This window comes from Saccharothrix sp. HUAS TT1, from assembly GCF_040744945.1.
GTDB lineage: Bacteria > Actinomycetota > Actinomycetes > Mycobacteriales > Pseudonocardiaceae > Actinosynnema.
Genome location: NZ_CP160453.1, coordinates 5,660,350 through 5,678,366, shown reverse-complemented (window position 1 = coordinate 5,678,366; position 18,017 = coordinate 5,660,350). Strand labels below are relative to the sequence as shown.

Here is an 18,017-nt window from a genome sequence, read left to right as displayed (position 1 = left end):
GATCGCGCCCACCCCGGCAAGCCCCCGGCCGGCCGTCCCGGAGCCGCCTCTACCGTCTCGGGCATGCACACGGTGGCCGTCCTCGCCCTCGACCGGGTCGTCCCGTTCGACCTGTCCACGCCCATCGAGGTGTTCACCCGCACCCGGCTGCCCGACGGCCGGCCCGCCTACCGCGTGCTGGTCTGCGGCGCGCGGGCGACGGTCGACGCGGGCGCGTTCACGCTCCAGCCTCCGTGGGGCCTGGACGCCCTGGCCCGGGCGGACACGGTGGTCCTGCCCGGCTGCGCCGACGTCACCGCGCCGGTCCCGGACGACGTGCTGGACGCGTTGCGCCGAGCCGCCGCCCGCGGCGCGCGGCTCGCGTCGATCTGCACCGGCGCCTTCGTCCTGGCGGCCACCGGCCTGCTCGACGGGCTGCGCGCCACCACGCACTGGGCGGGCGCCGCCGCGCTCGCCGCCCGGCACCCCGAGGTCGACGTGGACCCCGACGTGCTCTACGTGGACAACGGGCAGCTGCTCACGTCGGCCGGGGCCGCCGCCGGGCTGGACCTGTGCCTGCACCTGATCCGCCGCGACCACGGCTCCGCGGTCGCGGCCGACGCCGCCCGGCTGTCGGTCATGCCGCTGGAGCGCGAGGGCGGCCAGGCGCAGTTCATCGTGCAGGAGCAGCCGCCGACACCACGCGGCTCGACCCTGGAGCCCTTGCTGCGCTGGGTGGAGGACAACTGCGCGCACGACCTCAGCCTGGGCGACATCGCCGCGCACGCGGGCATGAGCACCCGCACCCTCAACCGCCGCTTCCGCGAGCAGACCGGCACCACGCCGGTGCGGTGGCTGCACCGCACCCGCGTCCGCCGCGCCCAGCACCTGCTGGAGGCCACCGACCACCCGGTCGACCGGATCGCCGCGCGCGTCGGCTTCGGCTCGCCCACCGCGTTCCGCGACCGGTTCAAGCGCGTGGTCGGCACCAGCCCGCACGCCTACCGCTCCGCGTTCCGCGCTCAGTCGACCCCGGCGTAGGAGTGCAGGCCGACCGCGACGAGGTTGACGAAGAACAGGTTGAACAGCACGATCACCAGCCCGACGACGTTGATCCACGCCGACGGCCGGCCGCGCCAGCCCGCCGTCGCGCGGGCGTGCAGGTAGGCGGCGTAGCAGAGCCACGAGGCGAAGGCGACCGTCTCCTTCGGGTCCCAGCCCCAGAACCGGCCCCACGCCTGCTCGGCCCACACCGCGCCGGTGATGATCGCGAACGTCAGCGTCAGGAACCCGACCGCGCCCGTCCGGTAGGCGATCCGGTCCAGGTCCTCGGTCGGCGGCAGGCGTCGGCCCGGTTTCCGCTCGCTGATCAGGTGCAGGGCGCTGACCACACCGGACAGCAGGAACACGCCGCTGGCCATGATCGCCGCGGCGACGTGGATGACGATCCAGTACGAGCGCAGCGACGGCACCAGCGGCGCAGCCTCGGTGTAGAGCCGGTTGCCCGCCAGGAACAGCAGCAGCGCGATCGGCAGCAGCACGAACACCGACATCCGCCGCATGCCGTGCCGGAACACCAGGTACAGCCAGGCGGCGACGGCGATGAGCCCGACCGCGGACAGGTACTCGTACATGTTGCCCCACGGCACCCGGCCGGTGGCGATGCCGCGCAGCGCCAGCGATCCCAGGTGCAGCAGTCCACCCAGGACGGTCAGCGCCACACCGGACCTGCCCAGCCGCACCGCGAACGCGGGCGGGCTCGCCGCGTGCCTGGTCAGGGCGTACTCGGCCGAGCACAGCAGGGCGGCGAGCATGTAGACGCCGAACGCGCTGGTGAACAGCCAGTCGCTGAGCAGGGCCGGCGTGGCCAGGCGGTCACCCACGGCCCACCCACAGCTGATCGAGCCGCAGGTTCATCACCGGCACGGCCAGGCAGGTCACGGTCAGCACGCCCGCGCCCCACCGGGACCGCTCGGCCACCGACCACACCGCGCCGAGCGGCAGCACCACGGCGGCGCCGACCAAGTAGCCGACGAACGTGGCGCGGTCCAGCCCGCGGTCGGCGCCGAGCACCGCCACCACGCCCGTCGCGGCCTGCGCCAGCAGCACCGCCTCCAGCAGCAGGACGACGGCGGCCAGGCCGAGGGTCGGCTTGGTGCGCAACGTGATCGGGCGGCCGAGCACGAGCAGCAGCAGCGACCAGGCGGCCGCCGCCAGCGCGACGGCCGTCGACGCGGTCGTCAGGACTTGGATCATCGAACCCCTCCGAAGTGACTACTACGCAACGTAGCACTACGGCTTGTAGTAGTCGGTTCGAGGGGTCAGCGCGCTAGGAACACCGGTTCGGAGGGGTCAGCACACCAGGAACGTCACCGGGGTGGCGAGCAGCACCAAGGCTCCCGCCAGCGCGGACCACCGCAGCACGGCGGGCAGCGGCGGCAACCCCGCCAGCCGGTCCAACCGCGCCTCGACCGCGACGTCGGCCGCGCCCAGCGCGCCCTCCGGCGGCCGGACCGAGCCGAACCGGCGCAGCGCGCCCGCGAGCGACTGCGCGCCGTGCCGCAGGCTGGCGCTCTCGTCCGCCCTCATCTCCACCAGCAGCGCCACCGCCCGCGCGACCGACCGGACCAGCCGGACCCCGGGCAGCACCGAGCACAACGCGCTGAACGGCAGCAGCACCAGGTCGTGCCGCTCGCGCCCGTGGGCGTGCTCGTGCCCCAGCACGGCGTCGACCTGGTCGCGGGTCAAGGCCGTCAGCGCGCCCGAGCTGAGCACGACGGCCGACCGCGCGCCGGGCACGCAGTAGGCGACCACGTGCGGGTGGTCGAGCACCAGCGCGCCGGGCGCGGCGTCGTCCCGGCGGGCCACCAGCGCCAGCACGTCGCGGTGCCGCCGCCGCACCTTCAGCACCGACCACCACGTCCAGAACAGGCCGATCACCAGGTCCAGCGCCGACAGCAGGCCGAGCACGACCAGCACCGCCAGCGGTGTCACGGCGCCGCGCACGGCGTCCTCCGCCCACCGGCCCAGGGCCACCGGGATCGGGGCGTCGTAGGGCGCGAGGCCGAGGGCGAGCAGGAGCCCGACGACCGAGAGCGCCCACGCCAACCCGAGCAGCTGCCACAGCACGATGCCGGTGCGCGGCGCCCGCCACACCCACCGGGCGCGGGCCAGCGGGCCCGCCACGGCCGTGCACAGCGCCAACGTCGCCGCCAGGTGCAGCGCGGCGTTCACCGCTCGTCCAGCGCCTGGCTCAACGCCTCGGCCTCGGGCTCGCTCATCGACTGCGCGAAGTGCGCCAAGGCGGTCTCCCGGTCGCCGGTCAGCGACAGCGCCTCCAGCATCAGCCCGGCGACGTACTGCTCGCGGCTGGCCACCGGCGCGTAGTGCCAGGCGCGGCCCTCACCCGCCTCGCGGCGCACGAAGCCCTTCTTCGCCAACCGGTTCAGCACCGTCATCACGGTCGTGTAGGCCAGGTCCCGGTCGGCCAGCGCCCGGACGACCTCGCGGACCGCGACGGGCTCGCCCCGGTCCCACAGCACGTCCATCGCGGCCCGCTCCAACTCGCCCAACCGGTTCACCGCTGCGCTCCACCCGTCACGTGGCGATGGTACGAGCCGGGGGCCGGCCGCTCACGACGTGCCGGGAGCGGCCGGTCACTGCACGTCGCCCGTGGTGGCCGAGCGGACCGGGCCGGTGGACAGGTCGCCCGGCGGGATGCCGGGGTGGTGACCGGTCCGCGCGCCGAGCGAGGGCGCGGACGGCGCCAGCGACAGCCGGGAGACGATCCGGTAGCGGTCGCCCCGGTACAGCGAGTGCACGTACTCGACGGGCCGGCCGGTGGTGTCGTTGGTCAACCGCTCGAACAGCAGCGCGGGCGCGAAGACCGGCACGCCCAGCAGCTCGGACTCGGCGTCGTTGGTGACCGTCGGCTCGATGGACTGCACCGCGTCGCTGACGTGCACGCCGTGGTCGGCGAGCCGGTCGTAGAAGTTGCCGGACTCCATGTCCTCGACGCCGAGGTCGGGCGCGACGGCGACCGGCACGTGCAGGTGCTCGATCGCCATCGGCGCGCCGTCGACCAGGCGCAGCCGGGCGACGTAGGTGATCTCGGCGGCCGGCGACACGCGCAGCCGGCGGCCGACCCGCACCCCCGCCGGGATGCGGGCGTGCTCCAGCACCCGGCTGGTCCAGACGCCGCCCGCCTGGGGCAGGGTCATCGCCCGGTCGCCGGACACCAGCTCCTGGGTGATCTTGGCGGGCGCCACGAACGTGCCCCGCCCGTGCTGGCGGACCAGCAGGCCGGTGTTGACCAGTTCCTCCACCGCCGAGCGCAGCGTGGGCCGGGAGACCGCGAGCTGGCGGCACAGCACGCGCTCGGCCGGGATCGGCGCGCCCGGCGGGTGCGTCTCGATCAGTTCGAGCAGGTAGTCGCGCACCCGTTCGCGTTTGAGGATCGGTTCGGCCATGCCGCCTCACTTCGTCTTGCCGGTCGCGGACCAGTATGTCAGACCAGTGGTCAGGTGTGGTCTAGTACGACAGGAGAACGCTCTCATGGCTGTGATCTGGGTGTTGACTGCCAGATTGGTCTATGCCATCTTCGACACGCTCCGCCCAGGTTTACCAATTGGTCAGCTGAGAGGTGAGACGTGCCGAACCGACCCGTCGCCCTGTTCCTCGCGTCGCTGCTCGTCCTGTCCGCCTGCGGTTCCGACCCCGGAGAGTCGGGCGGCGAGCAGGAGATCACCGTCTGGCTGATGAAGGACTCGGCCACCGACGACTTCGTCAGCCGCTTCGAGACCGAGTTCGAGCGCGACCACCCCGAGCTGGACGTGAAGATCCAGGTCCAGGAGTGGAACGGCATCACCCAGAAGGTGACCAGCGCGCTGGCCAGCACCGACCCGCCCGACGTGATCGAGGTCGGCAACACGCAGGTCGCGCAGTACGCGGCCAGCGACGGCGTCACCGACCTGTCCGACAAGGTCGGCGAGCTGGGCGGCGAGGACTGGATCCCCGGCCTGGCCGAGCCGGGCGCGGTGGACGGCAAGCAGTTCGGCATCCCGTTCTACGCGGCCAACCGGGTGGTGATCTACCGCAAGGACCTGTTCGCGGCGGCCGGCGTCACCCCGCCCACGACGCGCGACGAGTGGCTGGCCGCCACCGCGGAGCTGGACCAGGGCGACACCCAGGGCATCTACCTGCCCGGCCAGAACTGGTACGTGCTGTCCGGGTTCGTCTGGGACGAGGGCGGCGACCTCGCCGAGCGGTCCGGTGACCGGTGGTCGGGCGCGCTGAACACGCCGGAGGCGTTGGCGGGCGCGGACTTCTACCGGCGGCTGCAGGCCCTCGGCGACGGCCCGAAGGACTCCGACGAGGCCAAGCCGCAGCAGACCGACGTGGTCGCGGGCGGGCAGGTGGCGCAGTTCATCGCGGTGCCCGGCGCGGCGAAGCTGGTCGCCAAGGCCAACCCGGAGCTGGCCGACCAGCTCGGCTTCTTCCCGATCCCGGGCAAGACCGCGGCCACGCCGGGCGCGGTGTTCACCGGCGGCTCGGACCTGATCATCCCGCTCGCCTCGACCCGCCAGGACGGCGCGTACCAGGTGGTCAAGGCGCTGGCCGGGGAGAAGTGGCAGGTCGAGCTGGCCAAGGCGATGAACTACGTGCCGAACCGGACGAGCCTCGCGAGCGCGGTCGGCGACGACCCCGGCGCGGCGGCGATGGCGGCGGGCGCGGTCAACGGGCACGCCACGCCGAACTCGCCGAACTGGGCCGCGGTCGAGGCCCGCAACCCGATCAAGGAGTTCCTGACCGCGGTGCTGACCGGCGCGGACCCGGCGACGGCCGCGGCCGAGGCGGACCAGGTGATCACCCAGGCGCTCAACTCGGGCGCGTAGCGATGTCCACGACGCTGACGCGGGCAGTGGACCACCGCCCGCCGGACGCCCCTCCCCCGGCGCGCCGTCGCCGCACGTCGTGGTGGCCGTACCTGCTGATCTCGCCGACGCTGCTGGCGACCGGCTTCCTGCTGCTCTACCCGATGGTCCGCAACGCGGTCATCTCGGTGCAGGAGTTCGGCCTGCCGCAGCTGGTGCGCGGCGACGCGCGGTTCGTCGGCCTGGCGAACTACGGGCGGGTGCTGACCGACCCGCAGTTCTGGGCGGTGGTGCGGCGGACGCTGGTGTTCACCGCCGTCAACGTCGTGCTGATCATGGTCCTGTCCACCCTGGTCGCGCTGCTGCTGGTGCGGCTGGGCAGGTGGACCAGGCTGCTGGTGATGTCCGGGCTGGTGCTGGTCTGGGCCACGCCGGTGATCGCGGCGACCACGGTCTTCCAGTGGCTGTTCCAGTCCCGGCTCGGGGTGGTCAACTGGGCGCTGGTCGAGCTGGGCTTCGAGGGCTACCGGGACTACACGTGGTTCGCCGACGGCCCCGCCACGTTCGCCATCCTGGTGGTGCTGATCGTGTGGCAGTCGGTGCCGTTCGCGGCGCTGTCGCTGTACGCGGCGATGGTGACCATCCCGGCCGAGCTGTACGAGGCGGCGCGGATGGACGGCGCGAGCGCGTGGCGGGCGTTCGCCTCCATCACGTTCCCGGTGCTGCGGTCCATGTTCGGGTTGATCACCTGCCTGGAGGTGATCTGGGTGGCCAAGTCGTTCGTGCAGATCTGGGTGATCAGCCAGGGCGGTCCGGGGCAGGCCACCACGACGCTGCCGGTGTACGCGTTCCAGGTCGCGCAGTCGCTGCAGCGCTACGACCTCGGCGCGGCGGTGTCGATGCTCATGGTGCTGCTGCTCGTGCTCGTGCTGCTGGCGTACTTCCGGCAGATGTACCGGCAGGAGGAGGTCTCGTGACCGGCCGGGTGCTGCGCGCGGTGGCCGCGCTGGTCGTGTTCGCGGTGTCGGTGTTCCCGGTCTACTGGATGGTGCTGACCGCGTTCAAGCCGACCCGCGACATCCAGGCGCCGACACCGTCGTTCCTGCCGCTGTCGCTGACGTTCGAGCACTTCGGCACGGCGGTGGCCGCGCGGGGGTTCTGGTCGTTCTGGCGCAACAGCCTGCTGGTGGCGGGCGGGGCCGTGCTGCTGTCGCTGGTGGTGGCGCTGCTGGCGGCGTTCGCGGTGGCCCGGCTGAGGTGGAAGGGGCGGCGCGGGTTCATCCTGATGGTGTTCGTGGCGCAGATGACGCCGTGGGAGGCGCTGCTCATCCCGATCTACGTGATCGCGCGGGACACCGGGATGCTCGACACGCTCTGGATGCTCACCCTGGTCTACTTCATGATCACGCTGCCGTTCACGGTGGTGACGCTGCGCGGGTTCCTGGCCGCCATCCCCGTCGACCTCGAAGAGGCGGCGCTGGTGGACGGGTGCTCCCGCGCGCAGGCGTTCCGCCGGGTGGTGTTCCCGCTGCTCGCGCCGGGTCTGCTGGCGACCTCGCTGTTCGGGTTCATCACCGCGTGGAACGAGTTCGCCTTCGCCAACGTGCTGATCATCAAGGACCAGGACGACCGGACGCTGCCGGTCTGGCTGTCGTCGTTCAGCAACACGTTCGGCACGGACTGGGGCGCGACCATGGCCGCCTCGACGCTGTTCATGCTGCCGGTGCTGCTGGTGTTCCTCGTGCTGCAGGGCCGGGTGACCACCGGCATCGTCGGCGGCGCGGTCAAGGGCTGATTCGGGGGGTTGCTGGTGATCGTTCCCAGACCGACGCGGCTGGTCCGCAGGCACGGCCGGTTCGCGCTCGACCGCGACACGGCGATCCGGGCCACGCCCGGCGCGCAGGGCGCGGCCAAGCTGCTGCGCGCGCTGGTGCGCCCGGCCACCGGGCTGCCGCTGCCGCTGCACGAGGACGGCCGGGTGGTGTTCGCGCTGGACGAGCGGCTGGTCGGGCTCGGCGACGAGGGCTACGCGCTGACCGTGAACGAGCACGCGGTGGTGCTGCGCGCGGCCACCCGGCAGGGCCTGGCGCACGGCGTGCAGACCATCCGGCAGCTGCTGTCGCCGATGGCCCTGGGTTCGCGGCCGGTGTCCGGTGTGGACTGGGCGCTGCCCGGCGTGGACGTCCGGGACGCGCCGCGGCTGCCGTGGCGCGGGGTGCTGCTGGACGTGGCGCGGCACTTCCAGCCGGTGGCGGTGCTGCGCCGGTTCGTGGACCTGATGGCCGTGCACAAGCTGAACGTGCTGCACCTGCACCTGACCGACGACCAGGGCTGGCGGATGCCGGTGCCGAGCCACCCGCGGCTCACGTCGGTCGGTGGTTGGCGGGCGGAGAGCGCGGGCGACGGTGTGCCGCACGGCGGTGCGTACACGCGCGCCGAACTGGCCGCGCTGGTCGCCTACGCCGACGAGCGCGGCATCCGGGTCGTGCCGGAGATCGAGATGCCCGGCCACGCCCGCGCCGCCCTGGCCGCCTACCCGCGCCTGGGCAACTTCCCGCGCCGGCGGTTGCCGGTGTGGACCGGGTGGGGCATCAGCGACGCGGTGTTCGGGGTGGACGACGCCGTGCTGGAGTTCTGCCGGGACGTGCTGGACGAGGTCGTCGACGTGTTCCCCGGCAGGCACGTGCACCTGGGCGGCGACGAGTGCCCGACCACCGAGTGGGAGTCCAGCCCCGCCGCGGCGCGCCGGGTCCGCCGCGAGGGGTTGGCCGGGCCGCACGAGCTGCACGGCTGGTTCCTGCGCGCGATGGCCGACCACGTGGTGGAGCGCGGGCGGGTCCCGATGTCTTGGGAGCCGGTCGGCGACCCGCGCGTGGTGGTGATGCCGTGGCGTGACGCGGCGGACGCGCGGTCGGCCCTGGACCTCGGGCACGACGTCGTGATGGCGCCGCACCGGTCGACCTACCTGGACTACCCGCAGTCCACCGACCCCGACGAGCCCGCCGGGCAGCCCGGCCTGGTGGTGACCGCGCACGACGTCTACCACCTGCCCCTGCCGTCCGGCGTGCTCGGCGCGCAGTGCGCGCTGTGGACCGAGTACGTGCCCACGGCGCACCACCTCGAACGGCTCGCCTACCCCCGGCTGGCGGCGTTGGCCGACACGCTCTGGGCGCAGCAGCCGTCCTGGACCGATTTCACCGAACGGATGCGCGCGCACACCGGCCGCCTGAGCGCGCTGTCCGTCCCCTTGCCGCGAAAGGAGGACGACGTCCGCTCCCCTGTCCCACCCTGCTGACTTGAGGAGAACTGTGTCCGCACGCATCTTCGCCGCGATCGGAGCCGCCGCGGTGTCGGTCGCCGCACTGGTGGCCGCACCGAACGCGATGGCCGCCGACGTGGTCACCGCCCAGTACCGGACCAGCGCGTCCGGCGCGACGACCGACCAGGTCGAGCCGTGGCTCAAGCTGGTCAACTCCGGCAGCACGACCGTGCCGCTGGCCGAGTTGAAGGTCCGCTACTACTTCAAGGCCGACACGCCCGACGTCGGCTACCGCTTCGCGTGCTCGTGGGCGGTGCGCGGCTGCGGCAACGTCACCGGCGCCTTCGGCACGCTGACCGGTGGTTCCGCCGACCGGTACCTGGAGGTCGGCTTCACGGCGGGCGCCGGCTCGCTCGGCCCCGGCGCCGACACCGGCGACCTGCAGCTGCGGTTCTACCGGTCGAACTGGGGCCAGATCAACCAGTCCGACGACTACTCGTTCCGCGCGGCGAGCACCTACTCGGCCTGGTCCCGGGTGACCGTGCACCGGGGCGGGACCCTGCTGTGGGGCACGTCGCCCGGTGGCACCGGTCCCACGACGACCACCACCACCTCGACCCCGCCGAACCCGAACGGACCGGCGCTGTTCGACGACTTCAACTACAGCGGTTCGAGTGATTCCCGGATCTCCCAGCGCGGTTGGACGGTCCGCTCCGGCAGCGGTGGTCCGGGCGTGCCGGGCGCGGTGTGGGACCCGGCCATGGTGACGTTCCCGACCGTGGACGGCCAGAAGTCGATGCGGCTGGAGTCGTCCAACAACGGCTCGTCGGCGCGCCAGACCGAGCTGTACCACCAGCGGAAGTTCTTCGAGGGCACGTACGCGGCGCGGGTGAAGTTCTCCGACGCGCCGGTGTCCGGCCCCGACGGCGACCACGTGGTGCAGACGTTCTTCACCATCACCCCGCTGAACAGCAACATGGACCCGAACTACGGCGAGCTGGACTTCGAGTACCTGCCCAACGGCGGGTGGGGCGAGCCCGCCAACATCCTCTACGAGACCACCTGGGAGACCTACCAGAACGAGCCGTGGATCGCCGACAACATCCACACCGAGCAGCGGCGGAGCTACGCCGGCTGGCACGACCTGGTGATCCAGGTGTCCGGCGGCCGGGTGAAGTACTTCGTGGACGGCGCGCAGGTGGCCGACCACGGCGACAAGTACTACCCCGAGACGCCGATGTCGATCAACTTCAACCTGTGGTTCATCTCGGGCGGCCTGGTCGGCGCCCCCGGTGACCGCGCCTACCAGCAGCACGTGGACTACGTGTACTTCGCCAAGGACCAGGCGCTCAGCCCGGCCCAGGTGCAGTCCCGCGTGAACAGCTACCGCTCGTCCGGCGTCGACCACGTCGACACGGTGCCCGCCTCCTAGCCCGACCCGGTCCGCTGCGGCGTCGCGTCCCGCCTCCGACGCCGCAGCGGCCACCGGCGTGCGGCCCGAAGTCTCAGCGGACTCCGAGATCCGGTCGCTACCTTGGCCGGACATTCCCACGACAGTCCGGGAGGGCACCGGTGAAATCACTCGCGCGCAGTGCCAGAACAGCGCTGACCCTCGTCGCGCTGCTGACGTTTCCCCTGGTCGGAACCCTGCCCGCCGCATCCGCGGAGGCGAGCGGGCACACCCGCACGTGGCACTTGGAGAACGGCGGCGACGCGCAGCGGATGTGCGTCCAGCAGGGGTCCGGGAGCGGGGTGCACAGGTCCTACCTGATATTCGCGGTGACCGGCGAGTGGTCCACGAACCTCGACTTCGGGATGGGCGGCCTGCCCCCGGGGTGGACTGCCACGCAGAGCCACATCCCGCCCGGCTCCAACTACCCGGACCCGGACGACGGGGGCGTCACCGTCAACGGGTGGATCTCCGTGGGAGGTCCCTCGTCGGCACCGCTCGGGGTCTACGACGCGGAGATCCGGGTGTCGGACGGAACGGTCACCGAAACGGCGCGGGCGGAGGTGGTCATCACCACCGCGTCCTGGCTCGACTGCATGCGGGCACGAGGGTGAGAGCCGACCGGTGAGCCCGCCCGACCCGGGTGCGGCGTTCATCCGCCGGTGAACGCCGCACCCGGAATCGCGTGACCACCCCCTGGGCTTCCCGAAGCCGGTCTCGCGCAGGTCGGGGGTCGAATGCGAAACTTCTCCGCCTATGCGGCAGATCACTCGTGGGGTCCGGGCGGGGTACGCGGCCGGGTCGTTCGTCACCGGCGCGTTCGGCACCGTGCCGGGCCTGCTCCTGCTGCCGTACCTGACCGACGGGCTGGCCGTGCCCGCGGCCGTCGCCGGGCTGCTGGTGCTCGTGCCCAAGGCGTGGGACGTGCTGTTCAACCCGGTGGCGGGGCGCATCAGCGACCGCGCCGGGGTGCGGCGGCCCTTCCTGCTGCGCGGCGGGCTCGTGACGGCGGTGCTGTTCGCGCTGCTGTTCGCCGGGCCGTTCGGCGGCGCGGGCGCGGCGGTGTACGTGGCGCTGGTGTTCCTGGCCTGCGCGACCGCGTACGCGTTCTTCCAGGTGCCGTACGTGGCGATGGCCGCGGAGATCACCGAGGACTACGACGAGCGCACCCGGCTGATGGCGTGGCGGATGGCGTTCCTGGCGCTGGCGATCCTGGTCAGCGGCGCGGGCGCGCCCGCCGTGCGGGACGCGGTCGGCTACTCCGGCATGGGCGTGGCGGTCGCGGCGCTGATGGTGGCGGGCACGCTGGTGACGTTCGCGGGCACGCGCGGGGTCCCGGTGTCGCGGCGGGTGTCGACCGAGGCGGGGTTGCGCGAGCTGGTGGCCGCGGTGCGCGGGTCCCGGCCGTTCCGGCTGCTGCTGGCCGTGTTCGTGGTGCAGGCCGTCGGGCTGGGCACGATGCTCGCCGGCGTCGACTACTTCGCCCGGCTGGTGCTGGGCGAGCAGGGGTTGCAGACGGCGCTGTTCGCCGGGTTCGTCGGGCCCGCGCTGCTGGTCATGCCGCTGTGGCAGCGGGTCGGGCGGCGGCACGGCAAGCGGGTCGGGCTGGTCGCGGCGTCGGTGCTGTTCGCGGTCGCGGTGGCCGGGCTGCTCGCGGCCCGCGCGCTGCCGGTGCCGGTGGTGCTCGCGCTGATGGCCGTGATCGGCGTCGGCTACGCGGGGATGCAGGTGTTCCCGCTGGCGATGCTGCCGGACGTGATCACCGCCGAGGAGCGCCGGACCGGCGTGACCCGGGCGGGCCTGTTCTCCGGTGTCTGGACGGCGGGCGAGACGCTGGGGCTGGCGCTCGGCCCCGGCGTGTACGGGCTGGTCCTGGCGGTGGGCGGGTACGTCGCGAGCACCGACGGCTCGGCCGTGCAGTCCCCCGGCGCGGTGACGGCCGCGCTGCTCGGTTTCACCGCCATCCCGGCCGTGCTGGCGCTGGCGGCCCTGCCCCTGCTGCGCGAGGAGACCGCGTGACCGACCCCGTCCCGACCGACCCCGTCCCCGCCGACGACGTGCTGGCCGAGCTGCGCGCGCTGCGGGCCGGCGACCTGCCCACCCACGGCGGTCGGACGCTGGCCTACGTGTACGACAGCGCGCTGCCCGGCCTGGACGAGCTGGCGGCGTCCGCGCACGCGCTGGCGGCGTCGGTGAACGGGCTCGACCCGACCGCGTTCCCGAGCCTGCTGCGGCTGGAGAACGACGTGGTGCGCACGGCGTCACGGCTGCTGGGCGGCGGTGAGGCCGCCGTCGGCACGGTCACGTCCGGCGGCACCGAGTCGTGCCTGCTGGCCGTGGTCGCCGCCCGGGACTCGCGGCCCGACGTCGAGCGGCCGTCGGTGGTGCTGCCGGAGACCGCGCACGCGGCGTTCCACAAGGCCGCGCACTACTTCGGGGTGCGGGTGGTCGCGGTGCCGGTCGACCCCTACACGTTCCGGGCCGACCCGGCGGCCATGGCGGCGGCGATCGACGAGTCCACCGTGCTGGTGGTGGTGAGCGCGCCGTCGTACGCGCACGGGGTGGTGGACCCGGTCACCGAGGTCGCGGCCGCCGCGCTCGAACGCGGGGTGCGCTGCCACGTGGACGCGTGCATCGGCGGGTGGGTGCTGCCGCACGCCGACGACGTGCCACCGTTCGACTTCTCCGTGCCGGGCGTCACCAGCGTCTCGGTGGACCTGCACAAGTACGCGTACTGCCCGAAGGGCACGTCGGTGCTGCTGCACGCGTCGGCCGACCTGCGCCGGCCGCAGTACTTCGCGTCGGCCGCCTGGCCCGGTTACACGATGGTGAACTCGACCACGCAGTCCACCCGGTCCGGTGGACCGCTGGCCGCCGCGTGGGCCGTGCTGCGGCACATCGGTGACGACGGGTACCGGTCGCTGGCCCGGCAGGCGCTGGCGAGCGCGGAGGTGTTGCGGGAGGGCATCTCGAAGATCGACGGGTTGCGGGTGCTCGGCGAGCCGTCGGCGACGTTGCTCGCGATCACGGCCGCGCGGGACGACTTCGACGTGTTCACCGTCGCCGACGAGATGAAGGCGCGCAACTGGTACGTGCAGCCGCAGTTCGCCCACCGCTCCTCCCCCGCCAACCTGCACCTGACCGTGACGGCGGCGAACGCGGGGCACGAGTCGGAGCTGCTGGCCGACCTGCGCGCGTCGGTGGAGGCGGCGGTCGAGGCCGGGCCGGTGCGGGTCGCGCCGGAGGTGGCGGCGTTCGTCGGCGGGCTGGAGCCGGACTCGCTCACGCCGGCCGAGTTCGCCGGGCTGCTCGCGGCGGCGGGCATGGGCGGCGGCGACGGCGTGCTGCCGGAGCGGATGGCGGCGGTGAACGCGCTGCTCGCGGTGGCGAGCCCGGCGCTGCGGGAGCGGCTGCTGGTCGAGTTCCTGGGGGCGCTGTACTCGTGACCGGCGGCGTTGCGCCATGTGCGCGATCATCGTCGGCATGCACCTGGACCTGAGTGGGAAGACGGCGCTGGTCACCGGTTCGACGCAGGGCATCGGCGAGGCGATCGCGGTGGCGCTGGCGCGGGCCGGTGCGCGGACGGCGGTGAACGGGCGCAAGCCCGACGCGGTGGACGAGGCGGTGGCGCGGCTGCGCGCGGTCGTGCCGGGGGCGGACGTGGTCGGCGTGGCGGCGGACGTGTCGACGGCCGCGGGCGCGGAGGCGTTGACCTCGGCGCTGCCGGGGGTGGACGTGCTGGTGAACAACGTCGGCATCTTCGGCTCGCGGCCGGCGCTGGAGATCAGCGACGACGAGTGGCGGCGGTACTTCGAGGTGAACGTGCTGGCGGCCGTGCGGCTGACCCGCGCCTACCTGCCGGCGATGCGCGAGCGCGGGTGGGGCCGGGTGCAGTACATCGCCAGCGACTCGGCCGTCGTGATCCCGGCGGAGATGATCCACTACGGCGTGTCGAAGACGGCGCTGCTGGGCGTGTCGCGCGGGTTCGCCAAGGAGGCGGCGGGCAGCGGCGTCACGGTGAACTGCGTGATCGCGGGCCCCACCCACACCGGCGGCGTGGAGGACTTCGTCTACGAGCTGGTGGACCGCTCGCTGCCGTGGGAGCAGGCGCAGCGCGAGTTCATGCGCGTGCACCGGCCGCAGTCCCTGCTGGGCCGGCTGATCGAGCCGGAGGAGATCGGCAACCTGGTGGTCTACCTGGCCTCGCCGCAGGCTTCGGCGACCACGGGCGCCGCGGTGCGCGTGGACGGGGGTTACGTCGACTCGATCCTGCCCTGACCCACCCCCGCGCCGGAGCCGATCGGTCGAGCCCGCGGCACGGGACCGGGCTCTGTGGGCGCGGCACGCCGCCGAGGTGCCGCGCCCACAGCCCGGTCGGTCCTACCCGGAAATCACGAACCGACCTGGAACGTGGCGTCCGCGCGATCGCCCGACGTGCTGATCGGGTCGATGCGCAGGACGTGACCGGAGTGCCGGACGTACCGGTCGGCGAAGTTGTGGGACCGGAACGAGGTCCACGCCGAGTCGGCCAGGCCGGCCACGCGGTGGAAGGTGGCGTCGGCGGCGAAGGTGGAGCTGCCGTCGTCGGCTGCCAGGGTGAGCGCGTAGTTCACGTGCCGCAGGTAGCGGTCCGGGTAGTTGACCGAGCGGAACGACACGCCGGCCGACGAGGCCAGGCCGGGCGCCAGGCGCCACTGCGAGTCCTGGTACGGGTCGAACGGGTAGGGGTCGATGCGGGCGACGTTGTCGGCGTGCCGGACGAGGTGGTCGGGGAAGTTGTAGGACTTGATCCGGTTCCAGCTCGGCGCGCCCCAGCGGGACAGCAGGTTGGCGTGCTCGGTGGCGGTGATGCCGCAGATCGTGGGGTGCTTGGCGTTGAGCGGCTGGGTGTACTGGGCCTTGGTCAGCGGCGACCACGAGTTGCTGTTGACGTCACCGCTGCGCCACGCGTACAGCTCGCCGTTGACCGGCGAGAACGAGTCGCCCCACAGGAACCACTCGTTGCGGTTGTGCGCCTTGACCACGATCGGCGCCTCGATGCCGCCGCTGACCACGCCGCTGGTGTAGGTGCCGCGGTCGAAGCTGCGCGGGTTCAACGTGGTGGAGCGCGCGCCGTACAGGCGGCCGTCGGCGAAGCTCTTGTAGTACAGGTAGTTCATCCCGTTGCCGACGTGCATGGTGGCGTCCAGGACGTTGAAGCCGGGGTCGAAGAACAGCTGCGGCGAGCCGACGGTGACGAAGTCGGTGGTGTAGTTGACGTAGAACGCGTCACGACCGCCGCTGTTGGCCGAGTAGAGGATGCCGTACTGGCCGCGCGCGGCGTCCCAGAACGCCTCCGGCGCCCACGTGTGGGTCGGCATCGAGTGCATCTTCAGCCGCCGGTACCCGGTGAACGACCGCAGGTCGGCCGAGTCCCAGGCGTGGATGTACTGGTTCTGCCGGGTGAAGTCGGTCCCGGTCAGGTCGGTGGCCAGCACGATGAACCCGCCGTTCTGCTTGCGCGTGATGAACGGGTCGCGCAGGCCGCCGGTGCCCGCCGTCGGCGTGGCGACCGGGTTGCCCTGGTTGAGCGGGGTCCACTGGAGGCCGTCGGCGCTGACCGCCAGGTGCAGCGCGTAGCGGTCGGCGACCTTGTTCGGCGACTCGGTGAAGTAGCCCATCACGTAGGCCGAGTCACCGGGCGCGGCCGAGGCGGCGAACCGGCTCGTGCCCGCCAGGGCGACCGCGGCGGCCCCACCGGCGAGGAAAGTGCGTCGTTGCAACATCTGCCGTGTGCCTTTCGCAGGGAGCCCGGGGCGGGCGGGAGACACCCGCCCCGGGGTTCTCATTCGCCGGACGGCGCGGCCAGCGTGGTGCCGAGCCGGACGGGCGTGCCGAAGTTGGGCGTCCCGTCGGAGTTCCAGGTGAACTTCTGCGCGCGGGTCGACCGGTTCATGTCGCAGCCGCCGCTCGCCGAGTCGTTGGCGTGGTAGACGATCCAGTCCTCGGTGCCGTCGGGCGACTTGAAGAACCCGTTGTGGCCCGGGGCGTACACGCCGTTGCCATCGTTGCGCTGGAACACCGGGTTGGGCGACTTGGTCCAGTGCGACCGGTTGAGCGGGTCGGAACCCGTCAGCGTCAGCAGGCCCAGCTTGTAGTCCGGGCCCCAGCACGCGCTGGCCGAGTACACGATCATCGTCCGGCCGTTGTGGTACAGCGGCTCGGCGCCCTCGTTGACCGGCGCGGTCTGCCGCTCCCACGACAGCGTCGGCTGGCTGATCGTCCGCCGCGAGCCGCTGAGCGTGTACGGGTTGGACATCGGGGTGATGGTCAGCGACTGGGTGCCGTCCATCGCGCTGCCCATCAGGTACAGCTTCCCGTTGTGCTGCAGGATGCTCGGGTCGAGCTCCCAGGTGTTGCCGAGGTCGGCCTTGAACGAGTACGGGCCCATCGGGTCGGCGCCCGAGGACTCCAGCACGTGCAGCCGCTGCGTCGGGTTGAAGTCCGACACGTTCTGCCCGGCCACGTAGTACAGGTACCAGCGGCCGTTGAGCAGGAAGAACTCCGGCGCCCACATGTTGCAGCAGCCGTTGGGCCGGGTCAGGTTGAAGATCACCTGGTCCGACGCGGTCGACAGCCCGGCCAGCGTCCGCGACCGGCGCATGGTGACGGTGGAGTTCCACGTCGTCGTGGCCAGGTAGTAGTACCCGTTGTAGTACTGCATCCACGGGTCCGGGCCGTTGCGCTTGATCGGGTTGGTGAACGTGCCCGCGGCGGGCGCGCCCAGCTTGACCAGCTGCCACTGCTGGTTCGTGCCGCCGGTGTCCGGCCACTGGATGAGCTCGGCGCCGTCGGCGGTGGAGAAGTCCAGCACGTCGACGGCCTTGCCGCTGGCGCGGTTGAGCAGCCGCACGAACCCGCCCGCCGAGTCGGCCAACCGGAACTGCTGGTTGGCGCCGTTGCGGTCGGTCCACTGGGTCAGGCCGGTGCGGTCGGCGGTGTTGGCGAAGTCCAGGACCTTGCCGCTGTGCCGCGACTTCAGCCGGTAGTAGCCGCCACCGGAGTCGACGAACTGCCACTGCTGCCACGCGCCGTCGTTGCGCGTGTACTGCGAGATCCGCGCGCCGTCCTGGGTGGCGAGGTCGTAGACGTCCAGCGCCTTGCCGCTGTTGCGGTTGACCAGCACGTACGAGGCGTTGGTGTCCACCGCGGCGGCCGACGCGGCGGGCGGGACGGCCGCGGTGACCCCGCCGAGCAGCGCGGTGACGGTGGCCAGGACGAGGCCGCCGCGGCGCGCGCCCCGATAAGTCGATCTCATGGTTGCTCTCCCTGCGACGCTGCATGGACGAACACGTGCGACCCGAGGCCGTCGAGCCGGTGCGGGCCGGTGGAACGGCGTGGCGGCTGCTGTTAACGCTAACAGCACGATCGCCGAAGGTTCAATAGTCGTCGCAGCAGAACCTCACAGCAGGGCTGT

At 72.6% G+C, this 18,017-nt stretch carries 17 protein-coding genes; 10 read left to right on the top strand and 7 right to left on the bottom strand.

Translation table 11 applies throughout. The annotated features are described in order from the left end of the window. The first annotated feature begins 63 nt into the window (after window positions 1–63). A complete protein-coding gene (locus AB0F89_RS25370) occupies window positions 64–1,020 on the top strand; it encodes a GlxA family transcriptional regulator (protein WP_367128088.1) in 957 nt (318 codons plus the stop codon). Here the strand turns inward: AB0F89_RS25370 and ccsB are convergent. The 5 genes from ccsB to AB0F89_RS25345 all read right to left on the bottom strand — a co-directional run bounded on the left by ccsB (window position 1,002) and on the right by AB0F89_RS25345 (window position 4,448). Then, window positions 1,002–1,862, bottom strand: coding sequence for a c-type cytochrome biogenesis protein CcsB (ccsB, locus tag AB0F89_RS25365; RefSeq protein ID WP_367128087.1), 861 nt, complete (start codon window positions 1,860–1,862; stop codon window positions 1,002–1,004). The two genes, AB0F89_RS25370 and ccsB, sit on opposite strands and share 19 nt — an antisense overlap. Then, window positions 1,855–2,235 (bottom strand): hypothetical protein, encoded by a 381-nt coding sequence (locus tag AB0F89_RS25360; RefSeq protein ID WP_367128086.1) that lies wholly within the window; start codon window positions 2,233–2,235, stop codon window positions 1,855–1,857. Before AB0F89_RS25360 ends, ccsB begins: the two co-directional genes overlap by 8 nt. 96 nt (window positions 2,236–2,331) lie before the next feature. Further along, window positions 2,332–3,213, bottom strand: coding sequence for a M56 family metallopeptidase (locus tag AB0F89_RS25355; RefSeq protein WP_367128085.1), 882 nt, complete (start codon window positions 3,211–3,213; stop codon window positions 2,332–2,334). Continuing rightward, a complete protein-coding gene (locus tag AB0F89_RS25350) occupies window positions 3,210–3,560 on the bottom strand; it encodes a BlaI/MecI/CopY family transcriptional regulator (RefSeq protein ID WP_367128084.1) in 351 nt (116 codons plus the stop codon). Before AB0F89_RS25350 ends, AB0F89_RS25355 begins: the two co-directional genes overlap by 4 nt. A gap of 75 nt (window positions 3,561–3,635) precedes the next feature. Continuing rightward, window positions 3,636–4,448, bottom strand: a complete 813-nt coding sequence (locus tag AB0F89_RS25345; RefSeq protein WP_367128083.1) for a GntR family transcriptional regulator — start codon at window positions 4,446–4,448, stop codon at window positions 3,636–3,638. Window positions 4,449–4,628: 180 nt separating this feature from the next. On the opposite strand from AB0F89_RS25345, the gene AB0F89_RS25340 reads away from it, so the two are divergent. The 9 genes from AB0F89_RS25340 (at window position 4,629) to AB0F89_RS25300 (ending at window position 14,839) form a co-directional block, all read left to right on the top strand. Further along, entirely contained in the window at window positions 4,629–5,873 is a 1,245-nt protein-coding gene (locus tag AB0F89_RS25340; RefSeq protein WP_367128082.1) for an extracellular solute-binding protein, read from the top strand. A 2-nt stretch (window positions 5,874–5,875) separates the two neighbouring features. Next, a complete protein-coding gene (locus AB0F89_RS25335; RefSeq protein ID WP_367128081.1) occupies window positions 5,876–6,829 on the top strand; it encodes a carbohydrate ABC transporter permease in 954 nt (317 codons plus the stop codon). Beyond that, window positions 6,826–7,647 carry a carbohydrate ABC transporter permease gene (locus AB0F89_RS25330; RefSeq protein WP_367128080.1) on the top strand — a complete coding sequence of 274 codons (822 nt, stop codon included), beginning with the start codon at window positions 6,826–6,828 and terminating at the stop codon, window positions 7,645–7,647. The genes AB0F89_RS25335 and AB0F89_RS25330 overlap by 4 nt, the downstream gene beginning before the upstream one ends. Window positions 7,648–7,662: 15 nt before the next feature. Beyond that, on the top strand, window positions 7,663–9,147 hold the full coding sequence (locus AB0F89_RS25325; protein WP_367128079.1) for a beta-N-acetylhexosaminidase: 1,485 nt from the start codon (window positions 7,663–7,665) through the stop codon (window positions 9,145–9,147). 13 nt (window positions 9,148–9,160) lie between these two features. Next, window positions 9,161–10,543, top strand: coding sequence for a cellulose binding domain-containing protein (locus AB0F89_RS25320; RefSeq protein ID WP_367128078.1), 1,383 nt, complete (start codon window positions 9,161–9,163; stop codon window positions 10,541–10,543). 140 nt (window positions 10,544–10,683) lie between these two features. Then, complete coding sequence (locus AB0F89_RS25315; protein WP_367128077.1) at window positions 10,684–11,175, top strand: DUF5980 family protein; 492 nt, start codon at window positions 10,684–10,686, stop codon at window positions 11,173–11,175. Between the two features lie 142 nt (window positions 11,176–11,317). After that, on the top strand, window positions 11,318–12,580 hold the full coding sequence (locus AB0F89_RS25310; RefSeq protein ID WP_367128076.1) for an MFS transporter: 1,263 nt from the start codon (window positions 11,318–11,320) through the stop codon (window positions 12,578–12,580). Next, complete coding sequence (locus AB0F89_RS25305) at window positions 12,577–14,007, top strand: aspartate aminotransferase family protein (protein ID WP_367128075.1); 1,431 nt, start codon at window positions 12,577–12,579, stop codon at window positions 14,005–14,007. Before AB0F89_RS25310 ends, AB0F89_RS25305 begins: the two co-directional genes overlap by 4 nt. A gap of 37 nt (window positions 14,008–14,044) precedes the next feature. Next, window positions 14,045–14,839, top strand: a complete 795-nt coding sequence (locus tag AB0F89_RS25300) for an SDR family NAD(P)-dependent oxidoreductase (RefSeq protein WP_367128074.1) — start codon at window positions 14,045–14,047, stop codon at window positions 14,837–14,839. A 113-nt stretch (window positions 14,840–14,952) separates the two neighbouring features. Here the strand turns inward: AB0F89_RS25300 and AB0F89_RS25295 are convergent, their stop codons facing one another. Both AB0F89_RS25295 and AB0F89_RS25290 read right to left on the bottom strand, forming a co-directional pair. Next, on the bottom strand, window positions 14,953–16,326 hold the full coding sequence (locus AB0F89_RS25295; protein WP_367128073.1) for a glycoside hydrolase family 43 protein: 1,374 nt from the start codon (window positions 16,324–16,326) through the stop codon (window positions 14,953–14,955). A gap of 59 nt (window positions 16,327–16,385) precedes the next feature. Next, the gene (locus AB0F89_RS25290; RefSeq protein ID WP_367128072.1) at window positions 16,386–17,858 is read right to left on the bottom strand and encodes a family 43 glycosylhydrolase; all 1,473 of its coding nucleotides are present in this window, start codon (window positions 17,856–17,858) and stop codon (window positions 16,386–16,388) included. Between the last annotated feature and the right edge of the window lie 159 nt (window positions 17,859–18,017).

Coding starts and splice junctions, on each gene's coding strand:
- AB0F89_RS25345 (WP_367128083.1), bottom strand. CDS start 4,448: ATGGCCGAACCGATCCTCAAACGCGAACGGGTGCGCGACTACCTGCTC.
- AB0F89_RS25335 (WP_367128081.1), top strand. CDS start 5,876: ATGTCCACGACGCTGACGCGGGCAGTGGACCACCGCCCGCCGGACGCC.
- AB0F89_RS25300 (WP_367128074.1), top strand. CDS start 14,045: ATGCACCTGGACCTGAGTGGGAAGACGGCGCTGGTCACCGGTTCGACG.
- AB0F89_RS25360 (WP_367128086.1), bottom strand. CDS start 2,235: ATGATCCAAGTCCTGACGACCGCGTCGACGGCCGTCGCGCTGGCGGCG.
- AB0F89_RS25290 (WP_367128072.1), bottom strand. CDS start 17,858: ATGAGATCGACTTATCGGGGCGCGCGCCGCGGCGGCCTCGTCCTGGCC.
- AB0F89_RS25295 (WP_367128073.1), bottom strand. CDS start 16,326: ATGTTGCAACGACGCACTTTCCTCGCCGGTGGGGCCGCCGCGGTCGCC.
- AB0F89_RS25310 (WP_367128076.1), top strand. CDS start 11,318: ATGCGGCAGATCACTCGTGGGGTCCGGGCGGGGTACGCGGCCGGGTCG.
- AB0F89_RS25370 (WP_367128088.1), top strand. CDS start 64: ATGCACACGGTGGCCGTCCTCGCCCTCGACCGGGTCGTCCCGTTCGAC.